Origin of the sequence: Moorena sp. SIO4A1 (assembly GCF_010672065.1) — a bacterium.
In the GTDB taxonomy this organism is placed as follows: domain Bacteria; phylum Cyanobacteriota; class Cyanobacteriia; order Cyanobacteriales; family Coleofasciculaceae; genus Moorena.
Map to the genome: position 1 here is coordinate 1 of NZ_JAAHHX010000010.1, position 12,555 is coordinate 12,555.

The following is a 12,555-nucleotide window of genomic DNA, read 5'->3' on the forward strand; positions in this document are numbered from 1 at the left end:
ATATTGTGCGTTTGGTTAATTGGTGGCAGGGAGTTCCATTTGCAGCTACCCGATGTTCTCGTTTTGCTGCTCTTGGGCCGACCGGTTGACCTATGTCTAAACAAATATTAATTTCGCCAGCGGTATCAATTTTGGGGGACTTTTAGAAGCAAATTGACTCTTGTTCCCCCCAAAGTTGGGGGGCTAGGGGGGCAAAATTCAGTATCAAAAAACTTGGGAGATATCCTCTTAAACCTGTAACCTTCAACCTGTAACCTTCAACCTGTAACCCAATCCAACGTTACTTAAGAGAAAAGAATCATGACCAATCAACAACCGATCACTGCTCCTCAAGACCCAGTTAATTCCGGAGATACCGAATCAATGATCATCGCTCAAGATGTTCATAAGTGGTACACCAGCAACCAATTTCATGTTCTGCGTGGTGTCAGTCTAGAAGTCAAGAAAAAAGAAGTAGTGGTGATCATGGGGCCTAGTGGGTCTGGAAAATCCACGTTTATTCGGACATTTAATGCTTTAGAAGACTATCAAAAAGGAAAAATTGTTATTGATAGCATTGAACTCTCCCATGACTTGCGAAACATTGATACCATTCGCAAGGAAGTGGGGATGGTGTTCCAACAATTTAACTTATTTCCTCACCTGACTGTACTGCAAAATGTCACCCTTGCTCCCATTTGGGTGCGCCGCTGGAAAAAGGCAAAAGCTGAAGAAATTGCCATGCAGCTGTTAGAAAAAGTCGGTATTCTCGAACAAGCCAAGAAGTATCCCGGTCAACTGTCAGGGGGACAACAGCAACGGGTAGCTATTGCCCGTGCTTTGGCAATGCAGCCTAAAATTATGTTATTTGATGAGCCTACCTCAGCTCTAGACCCCGAGATGGTGCGAGAGGTACTCGATACCATGCGATCGCTTGCTGATTCTGGGATGACTATGGTTTGCGTTACCCACGAAGTAGGTTTTGCTAGAGAAGTGGCAGACCGAGTGGTATTAATGGCTGATGGGAAGTTGGTGGAAGAAAGTACACCCCAGGAATTTTTCAACAATCCTCAACATGAACGTACTAAGCAGTTTTTATCCCAAATTTTATAAGATTGATCATACTGATCATACTTATAAGATACAGTGAATTTTCTTACCCCTACTCCCTACTCCCTACTCCCTACTCCCTCTTAGAAGGTATATAACCTTCTACAACATAATCCGATCCTATCTGACGCCAACTGACTCGTTCTAAGGTTAGAGCATCAGTCATGAGTGTCAAGCCCAAATCTCCTACCGGTGAGGGACCACCTTGACCACCGATGATTTTGGGAGCAATAAAGGCTACGATTTTTTGGACTGCACCATCTGCGATCGCATTTGCAGCTAAGATACCACCACATTCCCATAACACACTGGAAAGCTGCCTGTCATATAAATATGCCATTACTTGAGAAGGCGTCAGGGGATTCAATACCACCACCTCTACACCCTGGTTGACCAGATGTTGATATAAATCTCCCTCAGTTCCGACCTCTGTAAACACCAACGTAGGTACATCATCCGTCTGCCAAACACGAGCATCTCTGGGTAAGTCGAGGGTGCGACTCATGATCACCCGTAGGGGATTCGGTGCGTTTGGATTGTGGCTAGTCAAATTGGGGTTATCCTGACGCACCGTATTACCGCCCACAATCACTGCATCGCAAGCTGATCGCAGTTGATGCACCCAACTGCGGGACTTTTCCCCTGTAATCCATTTGCTGTGACCACTAGTAGCAGCAATTTTGCCATCTAAAGTCATGGCATACTTGAGAATTCCCAATGGACGCTGGTAAAGAATGCGATGAATAAAGCCTTCATTGAGCTGACGGCAAGCAGCCTCTTCCACACCTACCACCACTTCAATCCCAGCCGCCCTTAACCGTTCAATACCTTTTCCAGATACCCGTGGATCAGGGTCCACCATCCCCACCACTACTTTAGCGACTCCAGCCCTAATTAACGCTTCTGTACAAGGAGGGGTTCTACCATAGTGATTGCAAGGTTCCATATTCACGTAAACCGTTGCTCCCTCGCCATTTTCTCCAGCCTCTGAGAGGGCAAACACTTCCGCGTGAGGTTGACCAGCAGCGGGATGAAACCCTTCCCCAACAATTTCCCCATTCCGGACAATTACACAACCGACTAAAGGGTTGGGTGTAGTACGTCCCTCGGCTCGCCTTGCTAGTTGGATGCACCGCTGTATCATGGCTTGCGCCAAGGGAGTTTCAGGAAAAGATGTCACAGGAGAGTTGTCCATTCGTCTCTTACTATTGAGATTTTATTTGTAATCATCAGCATTTAATTAACTTTAACTCTAAACTTCATAAAATCAAAATTGCTCGCAAACAGCTCACCCAAACTAATTACTTACAAACTAATTACTTAACTGTGGAACCTGCCAGAGTTTGATTATCTTTTTCCCACCACTAGTAGCAATTGTCTGGCAATCAGGACTAATCGCAAAATATTCAATTGGATTTGGAAAACCATTTAGAGTATAGATTAGTTTTTCATTAGCAAAATCCCACACTTTTATCGTTTTATCTGCACTTCCACTGAACAACTTCTTACAATTAGCACCGATAGCTAGTTCTTCCACATAATTGGTATGATCATTTAGACTGTTGACTTCTTCCCCAGTATCTAGATTCCAAACTTTGATAGTATTGTCAGCACTAGCACTAAACAATCGTTGTCCATCCGGACTTATAGCTAGAGAATTAACAAAGCTATCATGACCTTTGAGAGTCCGGAGTACTTCCCCAGTGTTGATATCCCAAATTTTAATCGTCTTATCGGCACTCGCACTAAATAGTTCTTGCTCATTCTGACTAATTAATAAAAAGTTAATTGAACTTTTATGACCTTGGAGAGTGCGGATTTCTTCTCCCGTGTTGATATCCCAAATCTTAATCGTCTTGTCGGCACTAGCACTAAATAATTGTTGTCCATCCGGACTAACCGCTAAATGATTAATATAACTTTTATGACCTTCGAGAGTGTGGATTTCTTTTCCCGTGTTGATATCCCAAATCTTAATCGTTTTGTCGGCACTAGCACTAAATAATTGTTGTCCATCCGGGCTAATAGCTAGATAATTAACAAAGCTATTATGACCTTCGAGAGTGTGGATTGCTTCTACCGTGTTAATATTCCAAATTTTAATCGTTTTATCGGCACTAGCACTAACTAATAATTCGCCATCTTGACTAATGACTAGATAATTAACCCAACTTGAATGAGCAGTAAAGGTCTTAGTGTTAACTACAGATATTTCTTGAGATTTTCTCAGGGAAGGATTGTAGGCTTGATACAATAGCCAACCACCAGAACCAAATAAGCCAACCACCAGAGCCAATATCCCTCCTAACCACCCTCTTCTTCTTGGGGGTGTTACAACTTCTGTTTCTATAGAAATATTGGGTTGAGATTTAGTTTTAAATCTTTGGTTGGTTGTACTCGCTTCTATATTAGTCTTAGCCTCCGAAATACTAATCAAAGAATAAATATTAGCTATATCATTTAAAATTTGCTGAGTCTTCTGAGGTCGAGCTGCTGCCGTTGGAGCCATCAAATTATCAATAAAGTCGGCTAGCTGCTCAGATATTTGAGGAGCATGCTCACGCCAATGAAATTGATCATTTAACGGATCATAAACACTCTGATCGGTGACTGATTTACCAGTCAGTAAATAAACAAAGGTTCGCCCTAGAGCATAAAAATCAGACTGTGGGACTGCATACCCTTTTTCTTGCTCTGGGGGAGTATAGCCATGGGAACTAATCTTGGTAACACTGCCTCCACCACCAATTTCTGCTAGGTAGGTATAGGTCAACTCTCTAGCAGTGCCAAAGTCAATCAATACCAATTGCCCATTGGCACGGAGCATGATGTTTTCTGGCTTGATATCGCGATGGAAATAGTTTTCTTGGTGAACAAGATGCAAAATCTCTACTATCTGCTTTAACCATTTAAGGGCTTGCGGTTCTAGAATTGGGTGATTGCCCTGTTGCCTCATCCACTGCTTCAAGTTAAGTCCATCAATTTTCTCCATGATGATGCAATGCAGGGGCTCTTTACTATGTCTAGCAAAAAACTGAAAGTACCCCTCTGGATCGATTTGAGGGATACCGGGATGAGTCAGCTTGCTCAATACAGCTGCCTCTTGGCGAAATAGTTCAATAATTCTCGATTTCGAGTTGTGCTCTGGCTTAAGCACTTTCAGAATTTTTGGTACTGCCCCGTTGTAAGCTTCGTAAACCTTACCAAAGCCACTTTGGTCACTCAACAGGCGCATCACCCGATAGCGACCTTGTAATAACAAATCTGAGCCACAATGGCGACAAACCAGATTCGTCATGTTCCCTGGGTCATCTGGCTGAAGGCACAGGGGATTGATACAGTAGCTCATGCCTAGCTACAAAGAGATAGTGGTCTTATCCCAATATTAGGATGGGGGTCTTGAATTAATCTACTCAAAGCAATATTTTCGCTCATTACGCCCCTAGTAGCTCAACAGCAGGATTAAACAGATCAATATATATATAGGTTTTTTTCTATATCCTAGTATAAATTGGCTGTCATGGAATGCAATTGTTGCCTAATTTTGTCTAAGTGCTGCTCCAGTTCCTTAGGCAAAAAGTTAGCTTTTTTTATTTAACTATTTATAGTTAAAATTAAACTATCAACCGTCAACCGTCAACCTTTAACATAGTTACCTCAAAGAATACAAAATGGTATCAATGTCCCCTCAAGCAGGTGGCAATCTACACTAAAGCTGGTAAATTGTAAAGAAGTATGTCAAAAAGCCCAGCCCAGCCCAGAACTAATCTATGAACTGTGTTGCTGCCCCAGACAGGCAATTATCCCGATTTTACCTGCCTCAAAATACAGTCCCCTACTTGCAACAACTGACCGTATTCTGTGATTTTGACGGTCCCATTGTTGATGTTTCCAATCGCTACTACACCACCTACCAGCTAGCACTAACCGATACTCAAGGGTTCTACCAAGCTCAAGGTATAACCTTACCGATCCAGACCATGAGTAAACAGCAGTTCTGGCAAATGAAGCAAGAACGCATCCCTGACGAGGAAATTGCCATGCGCTCAGGGTTACGAGGAGAGCAAATCGATTTCTTCTTGGGGCGTGTGATCAAGATTGTGAATCAATCTGCCTTATTGAACAAAGATCAGCTGCAACCAAACGTAAACTGGGCCTTAGCTCTGCTGCATTCTTATGGCATCCGACTCGTTCTGGTGACATTGCGTTGCACATCCCAGGTCAAACAGATATTGAGAAATTACGGTTTAACTCGTCTTTTTAGCGGCATTTATGGGACAAGAGAAAACCACCATGCTTATCAAAACTATGCTCAGGTCAAACAGGAACTTCTCCAACAAGCACTGTCTGAGCATTGTTCTTCTTCCTATACCGAACAATCTCCGCTGGCTGAACCGTCCGTATCTGCTTGGATGATTGGTGATACAGAAGCCGATATTCTCGCAGGACAAGCCCTCTCAATTCCCACCATAGCTCTTACCTGTGGCATTCGTTCTGAATCATATCTCAAGCGGTTTGAACCCACTCATATCTCTAGCGACCTACTTTGTGCCACCTCTTATCTATTAGAAATTTCTAGAGCTGTTGGCTCTACCGAACTTGCTCTGTAAAAGCGATGCAGTGGCTCTACAGGCGTTTCCCTCACTCGCGCTTTGGATCAAGACACTGTTATAAAATAATTAGTATAATCCTGATTGAGCGGGAGTTTTAGTTTTTGATCGAATAATTTTTTATAAATCAACCGCCCAATCATAAATTAGTGAGCAATAAGCGCGGTTTTATCGATACTAGGTGCGGTAGAGCCATAACCTGCTAACCTTAAACCTCCAACCTGCTAACCTTAAACCTGTTAACCTGCTAACCTTAAACCTCCAACCTGCTAACCTTAAACCTGTTAACCTTCAACCTGTTAACCTTAAACCTGTTAACCTTCAACCTGCTAACCTTAAACCTGTTAACCTTAAACCTTAAACCTGTTAACCTTCAACCTTCAACCTTCAACCTTCAACCTTCAACCTTCAACCTGCTAACCTTAAACCTTGGCCTTTCGGCCACGCTACGCGAACAACCTTCATAAAGCATTAGGATTCCTCCATTGAATTGCACCACTGCCACCATCGATTGAGTGGATAGTAGACGACTGGTGCCCAAAGACTACTGAGAATGGCAGAACAGATGGCAATACGCTGATGGTCTGTCCAGATTTGTGCTAATTGGCGAGAGCCTTGAAAACTATGCTGAATAGCAGTCACTGTTTCCCCAACAATCGCCATGCCAAAGACAATTAAAGCTACTGAAATAAAATCTTCCTGAATATACCGTTGCTTTTGAATTAGAGCAGTCAAGACCCCCACGATGGCAAGGCTATAGACATGGGTAGGCTCAGGGAATGTCATACCATCTTGCACTAATCCCAATACCAACCCTGCAAATGCTCCTTGAAACGCTGTGCGTTTAATGCTCCAGGCCACAACCCAAATCAACAGCCAGTTGGGAGCAATTCCCAGTAATTCCATTCCCGGTAAACGTGTCAGTAATAATATTGAGCAGAGGATAACTGAACTAACAGTCACTGCCCAATTGATTGTGCGACGAACCCAAATAGAAAACTCAGACGTGTTGGTCATGGTTAATTAGTCATGGTTCATTAGTCATAGGTCATGGGTCATTTGGATGAATAATCACCCACTCCAGATAACTCATCGGGGCTGTCAGCTCAATAATCGCTTCTGGCGCTGGACTTTTGTCAAGAATAACAGACTCTACACGTCCTAGGGGTAAACCAGCTGGGAAAAGCTGGCTGACACTGGAGGTAGCCACAGCATCACCAGGACGCACGTTTGGCAGTTTATCAAAAAACTGCATTATTGCCCGATTAGTTCCTTGTCCACCCAAAAAACCCATGCTACGGCTACGGCTGATCACGGCACCTACCTTACTAGTGGGGTCACTGATCAGCAAAGCACGACTGGTGTGGGGTGTCACGCTAACGACTCTACCCACTACACCCCCAGGTGCCATAACAACGAAGCCCTTTTTGATCCCAGCTTCACTCCCTCTTCCCAGAATGATTTCTTGCCACCAACTATCAGCGCTACGTCCCACAACAGGCGCAACAATTCTTAGTTTATTCTGGGTTTTTTTATAACCTAACAGCTCTTTTAGCTTCTGGTTTTGAGTTTTGAGTTCCTCTACCTGCTGTTGTAGTTCCAGTGTCCGCGCATTAGAGAGGCTTTCTTCTTTAGCAGGTAGCGATTGAAAAGGGCGGCTTATCAATTGATAGATTTCAAAAATTGTTGCACCCTGAGTTCTTCTAAGTAACCAAGCAGCAATGAGGGTAAGACTCCCCAGCATAATTGCTACTCCATGTCTCCCCCACCAGCGACGCAGCATGTACATAGCCTATCCATAAAATAGTCAGATTTTGGCTAACCAGTAAGTTTTTACACTAGCCACACTCAATCTACACTCTTCATATATTTAAGAAAAATACTCTTTAAGGTTGATGTTTAATAGCTGACCACTACATATTACGGGAACGCCCACTAAACACCCGCTCTAACTGTTTGTAGTTCTCTAATACTCGACCAGTTCCCAAAACAACACAGCTGAGGGGATCAGCTGCCACATGGGTGACAATGCCACTTTCATGACTAATAAGTGTATCTAATCCTTTCAATAAAGCACCACCACCCGCCAGCATAATACCTCTATCAATAATATCAGCCGCTAGCTCGGGGGGAGTCCGTTCTAGAGTGCGCTTAACAGCATCAACAATAACAGAAAGGGGTTCTGCCATACTTTCACGAATCTCTGGTCGTTTGATCGTGACAGTTCGTGGTAAGCCAGACAGCAAGTGTAATCCTCGCACCTCCATGGCAGCTTCATTATCCTCAGGTGTTGGATAGGCTGAGCCAATGCGGATTTTGATGTCTTCTGCTGTCCGTTCCCCAATCACTAGGTTATGGACTTTTTTCATATACTGAGTAATCGCTTCACTCAGTTCATCTCCCGCCACACGCACTGATTCACTTAGAACTGTTCCCTGCAAACTGAGAACTGCTACCTCAGTGGTGCCTCCACCGATATCAATAATCATGTTACCGGTTGGTTCTGCTACAGGTAATCCAGCACCAATGGCTGCTGCTACTGGTTCATCAATTAACCTAACTTCTCTAGCACCAGCCTGTAATGCGGCTTCCATGACGGCTCGTCGTTCCACACCTGTGACACCGCTAGGGATACCAATCACAATCCGAGGTGAAACTAGGGCTTTGCCTTCGTTTACCCGCTGGATGAAGTGCTTCAGCATCAGTTCAGCGGTATCGAAGTCGGCAATCACACCATCCCGTAAAGGACGTAGGGCAACTACATTACCTGGGGTTCTTCCCAACATCTTTTTTGCCTCTTCGCCTACGGCTAGAGGAAGCTTTTCGTCTTGATCAATGGCAACCACAGAAGGCTCTTGAAGAACAATGCCCTTACCAGATACATAGACTAAGGTGTTAGCTGTACCCAGGTCTATACCCATGTCCCGTGACAGGGAAAAGTGATTCAAAATACTCACTAGTTTCTACGCCTCACAAAATGCTGTGTACAACCGAAATTGCACCGGAACTGTAACTGAGGTGGATTCTATTATGTTTTTTCCAGTTAGTCTAGTACGCTAGTACACTAGGTGATCATGATTCTCCGGATACTATTTGGAAGAAATTTCTGCAAATACACCTAGCTGCAAATACATAACGGTTTCACCGGCTCAAGTTAAGCTCAAGTTGACTAGAATACTCTGGATGATTGACTTGCTTCGGTCACTTAAAATAAGTCTTAAAATAAGTTAGTAATTGTTATACACCAGCTCAATCTGCTATTGTAGAGCCATAATCAGTACAAAAGTACCAATATAACTATGAGTCTCAATGTTGTCCATTTAGTCGGTCGTGCAGGTACAGACCCAGATGTTAAGTATTTTGAGTCTGGCGGTGTATTGTGTAAACTGGCCCTGGCAGTGAGACGACGGACACGCAATAGTGATCAGCCTGACTGGTTCAACTTAGAGATTTGGGGGAAGACGGCGGAAGTAGCTGCTAATTATGTGCGTAAAGGTAGCTTAATTGGTGTAAAAGGGTCTTTGAAAATTGACACTTGGAGCGATCGCACCACCGGAGCTGATCGCTCACAACCTGTGATCCGAGTAGAGCGCCTTGATTTACTTGGCTCTAAGCGTGATAGTGATCCGAGCGCTGTAAGTAGCTATGATAACACCGAATTTTGAATAGTTTTGATTTACACTCACACCTCTTTACTAGTCTAGCTATTAGCTTCCCAGGAAGCTAATAGCTCATGAGTATAGGTAACGCGAGTTCTTCCTTCGGTCGTCGCCCTAAGTATAAGCTAAAACACTTATGGCTAAAATACTTATGGTTAAAATACTTAGTTCTACTGCTTAACTAATGCTATGAACTAGATGTATTGCTTTTCAGCCAATTCCTGTGTAATGGTTATTACTTACCAGTTGCCGATCACTAGTTGCACATCCTTAAGACCACATTTTCTGATCCTACAGGTTCACCAAGAAGCCGTCTTACCTCAGTTTATGACCTGGCTAACCAGGTGGGCACCGTCGAATCTCGCTTGAAGTTTCTGGGTATTTTCCCAGTCTACTGCCGCCAATCCGATTAGTTCCCTTATATAAATGAGCATAGATCAAAAAACACTATTGGCAGTCACCAACTTCCCAGTAAAACCTGCTGACTCTATTGTAGTAGTTGATCAAAATATGTGCAACATCTAGGTGTTTGAGCACGGAAATGCCTAGCAGGAGAAAATAGTGTAAGACTTGACTGATTTTATTGATATTGGAACTATTGCGTGACTACAATCATTTCCTTAAATACTAACCATTTCCAAACCTTAGACTTGTCTCCAGCTCAGACAGTGATTGAAGGGTGGCTGCAAGACGGTGCGATCGCAAACTATGAGCAGCAGCTAGGCTTTAAGATTGATTTTGATTGCGATCCTGAGGATCCTCGGGAATTCTCAGAAATCCCAGAGGTGCGGTTATGGTTTGTGCGCTTGGATGCTACCTATCCCTGGTTACCTTTTCTACTAGATTGGAAATCTGGGGAATTCGTCCGCTATACTGCTATGCTAGTGCCTCACCAATTTAATCGTACAGAAGGCATCCAGTACAACTCTGAAGCCTTAGAAATCTTCGTGATGCAGAAAATCTTTGTACTAAGTCAGTGGTTAAAGGAGTGGGGTATACAGAGCCCATCCCGCCTCAAGTCGATGGCTCAGTTACTCGGCTATGAACTTGATGATACTTTGTTTGATCTGATCGAGACTTCAGGGGGTGATATTAAGTCCGGTTGAATACCCATCATAAAGAAGATTGATGGGGAGATGGGTAGATGGAGCCGGGGCTGATAAGTATAATAAACGCTATAGTTGGAGAAGAGATACTATCAAAGGGCAGTTTATGCCTGCGCAAAGTACCTGTGCAAAGTATAACTCCACATCGGGTTGATGATCTATCTTAATCAACCCCTATAGCGTCAGCTTCCCATCTTAAACAGAGTTTGGGGAAAAGAGAAAAGCGGCTGATGATTTCCTCAAGACATACTGGTATACTAGCTACCCCAAATTTGCTCTAATACAGTTTCCGGTTTGATATCGGCAATCCGACCGGTAGGTGATTGAATACCGTATACCCCCTCCTTGGCAGGTAGTAGTTTGTTTGCCTCTGTCGGACCAAACAAGGCAATGGTAGGAGTACCAACAGCTACAGCTAGATGCATCGGTGCACTATCGGTACACAGCATCAAATTAGCACCGGCAATCATGGCTGACAATTTACCAATATCTTCTGGAGCAGTAACCTTGAGGTCACGATGGTACTCCATCATCGCCTGGCACCATTCTGCATCCTCTGGCCCTTTTAGCAAGACAATGGGCAGATCTGGTTGTTTTTGGCGAATGTCTTCAACAATCTTCTGCCATTTCTCAACTGGGTAGATTTTATCAATTCCTTGGGACAGAGCGAGTTGACTAGAACCGCCATGAATAAGAATGTAGCCAATTTCTGGAATCTCTAGCTGTTGCTGTTGAGCTTCTGCCCATTCAATATCTGATTTGGGAACCCTAACAGCGAGTTCTTGACAAGGAACGTTAATACCGAAACCTAGTAGTAAGTCATGGTACATATGGGCAGCATACTGCTCAGTTTTTAGGGGCACAGGGTTGGTAAAAAACAAATCCCTTGAACCAGCTTGGTAACCAATTCGACGCACAATACCAGTCATCCAGAGCAACAGCCCAACTGACCACCGACGTCCTAGGGTCATGGCAGCATCGTACTCGCGATCGCGGATCACTCCCAACAAGTTACCAAAATCTGCGAGACCATTGCGGTCTTTAAAATCAAAGGTTAGAACTTCATCGACTGACTGACAAACCCGATAAGCCCCCTTGGCTCGCGGTTCCACAATAACGTCAATCTCAGCTTTGGGATAATACTGTTTTAGTTGTGAGAGGGTGGGAAAGAACAGGATTTGGTCGCCAATTCCACCAGGAACAAGGGCTAGTATTCTCATCTCAAATTGCTTGAGCTTACGGATCAGATTAATTTTAACTTGACGCTGGAAGGACTAATTCTGAATTCTATCGAGGGCATATTATCCTAAGCTCAGGCATGAAGCAGCAGCTAAGAGGTAGAAAATCGTGCATTTATTAATTCCAGCAGCCGGAATGGGACGACGGATGGGGAGCGATCGCAATAAGCTTCTTTTAACACTTCTAGGTAAACCAATACTGGCTTGGACACTGCTAGCAGCAGAGAAAGCCAGTAGTATAAGCTGGATTGGGATCATGGGACAACCCTATGACTGGCCAGAGTTTAAAGCAATTCTAGCTGAACTTGCCCTATCTAAACCTGTGGAGTTGATTGAGGGGGGGGAAACACGGCAAGAATCTGTCTATAATGGCTTGCAGGCTTTACCAGCAGAAGCCAAAAGGGTGTTGATTCACGATGGTGCTAGATGCTTAGCTACCCCTGAGTTACTGGCACGGTGTGCCGAAGTCTTAATGGGTTGTCCCGGTCTAATTGCCGCTGTGCCAGTGAAGGATACGATTAAAGTGGTGGATGAAGCCAATCTTGTTCAAGATACACCGGATCGGAAGGGATTGTGGGCAGCACAGACACCCCAGGGATTTGAGGTGAAGTTGTTGAAACAGTGCCATGACCAAGGACGTAAGGCTGGCTGGGAAGTTACGGATGATGCCGCTTTGTTTGAACGGTGCAGCTTGCCAGTCAAGATTGTGGAAGGGGAGGAGACGAATTTGAAGGTAACTACCCCAGTTGATTTAGCGATCGCAGAATTTATCTTGCGCCAGCGTTTTGATCTCAGTGAGACCAAATCTAGTTAATTAATTAATTGATTATAATTAATCATCGTTTATGTTGCG

12 protein-coding genes and 1 other RNA gene are annotated in these 12,555 nt (G+C 43.9%); 6 read left to right on the forward strand and 7 right to left on the reverse strand.

Features of this window, described 5'->3' with window-relative positions; translation table 11 throughout:
* Nucleotides 1-300: 300 nt before the first annotated feature.
* Nucleotides 301-1,092 (forward strand): amino acid ABC transporter ATP-binding protein, encoded by a 792-nt coding sequence (locus tag F6K53_RS10555; protein WP_293030252.1) that lies wholly within the window; start codon nt 301-303, stop codon nt 1,090-1,092.
* Between the two features lie 70 nt (nt 1,093-1,162).
* On the opposite strand, the gene ribD is transcribed toward F6K53_RS10555, so the two are convergent.
* Together ribD and F6K53_RS10565 are read right to left on the reverse strand one after the other, a co-directional pair.
* Nucleotides 1,163-2,284: a bifunctional diaminohydroxyphosphoribosylaminopyrimidine deaminase/5-amino-6-(5-phosphoribosylamino)uracil reductase RibD gene (ribD, locus tag F6K53_RS10560; protein ID WP_293080651.1), complete on the reverse strand. Its 1,122-nt coding sequence runs from the start codon at nt 2,282-2,284 to the stop codon at nt 1,163-1,165.
* 117 nt (nt 2,285-2,401) lie between these two features.
* Nucleotides 2,402-4,438: a serine/threonine-protein kinase gene (locus tag F6K53_RS10565; RefSeq protein WP_293080654.1), complete on the reverse strand. Its 2,037-nt coding sequence runs from the start codon at nt 4,436-4,438 to the stop codon at nt 2,402-2,404.
* A 421-nt stretch (nt 4,439-4,859) separates the two neighbouring features.
* On the opposite strand from F6K53_RS10565, the gene F6K53_RS10570 reads away from it, so the two are divergent.
* Nucleotides 4,860-5,699, forward strand: a complete 840-nt coding sequence (locus tag F6K53_RS10570) for an HAD hydrolase-like protein (RefSeq protein WP_293071723.1) — start codon at nt 4,860-4,862, stop codon at nt 5,697-5,699.
* Nucleotides 5,700-6,170: 471 nt separating this feature from the next.
* On the opposite strand, the gene mreD is transcribed toward F6K53_RS10570, so the two are convergent.
* The 3 genes from mreD to F6K53_RS10585 all read right to left on the reverse strand — a co-directional run bounded on the left by mreD (nt 6,171) and on the right by F6K53_RS10585 (nt 8,620).
* On the reverse strand, nt 6,171-6,716 hold the full coding sequence (gene mreD, locus F6K53_RS10575; protein ID WP_293071722.1) for a rod shape-determining protein MreD: 546 nt from the start codon (nt 6,714-6,716) through the stop codon (nt 6,171-6,173).
* Between the two features lie 31 nt (nt 6,717-6,747).
* A complete protein-coding gene (gene mreC, locus F6K53_RS10580) occupies nt 6,748-7,482 on the reverse strand; it encodes a rod shape-determining protein MreC (RefSeq protein ID WP_364304417.1) in 735 nt (244 codons plus the stop codon).
* Between the two features lie 130 nt (nt 7,483-7,612).
* Nucleotides 7,613-8,620: a rod shape-determining protein gene (locus tag F6K53_RS10585; RefSeq protein WP_293045218.1), complete on the reverse strand. Its 1,008-nt coding sequence runs from the start codon at nt 8,618-8,620 to the stop codon at nt 7,613-7,615.
* Between the two features lie 378 nt (nt 8,621-8,998).
* Between F6K53_RS10585 and F6K53_RS10590 the strand changes: the two genes are divergently transcribed.
* Complete coding sequence (locus F6K53_RS10590; RefSeq protein ID WP_070393269.1) at nt 8,999-9,364, forward strand: single-stranded DNA-binding protein; 366 nt, start codon at nt 8,999-9,001, stop codon at nt 9,362-9,364.
* A gap of 289 nt (nt 9,365-9,653) precedes the next feature.
* Here the strand turns inward: F6K53_RS10590 and ssrS are convergent.
* Nucleotides 9,654-9,836, reverse strand: a non-coding RNA gene (gene ssrS, locus F6K53_RS10595) — 6S RNA.
* A 124-nt stretch (nt 9,837-9,960) separates the two neighbouring features.
* Between ssrS and F6K53_RS10600 the strand changes: the two genes are divergently transcribed.
* Together F6K53_RS10600 and F6K53_RS10605 are read left to right on the forward strand one after the other, a co-directional pair.
* On the forward strand, nt 9,961-10,464 hold the full coding sequence (locus tag F6K53_RS10600) for a CRR6 family NdhI maturation factor (RefSeq protein WP_293071721.1): 504 nt from the start codon (nt 9,961-9,963) through the stop codon (nt 10,462-10,464).
* A 22-nt stretch (nt 10,465-10,486) separates the two neighbouring features.
* Nucleotides 10,487-10,618 carry a hypothetical protein gene (locus F6K53_RS10605; RefSeq protein ID WP_293080657.1) on the forward strand — a complete coding sequence of 44 codons (132 nt, stop codon included), beginning with the start codon at nt 10,487-10,489 and terminating at the stop codon, nt 10,616-10,618.
* A 103-nt stretch (nt 10,619-10,721) separates the two neighbouring features.
* Here the strand turns inward: F6K53_RS10605 and F6K53_RS10610 are convergent, their stop codons facing one another.
* Complete coding sequence (locus tag F6K53_RS10610) at nt 10,722-11,684, reverse strand: glycosyltransferase family 9 protein (protein ID WP_293023943.1); 963 nt, start codon at nt 11,682-11,684, stop codon at nt 10,722-10,724.
* A 127-nt stretch (nt 11,685-11,811) separates the two neighbouring features.
* Here F6K53_RS10610 and ispD point away from each other — a divergent pair, with 127 nt between their 5' ends.
* On the forward strand, nt 11,812-12,516 hold the full coding sequence (gene ispD, locus F6K53_RS10615) for a 2-C-methyl-D-erythritol 4-phosphate cytidylyltransferase (RefSeq protein ID WP_293047113.1): 705 nt from the start codon (nt 11,812-11,814) through the stop codon (nt 12,514-12,516).
* Nucleotides 12,517-12,555: the final 39 nt, after the last annotated feature.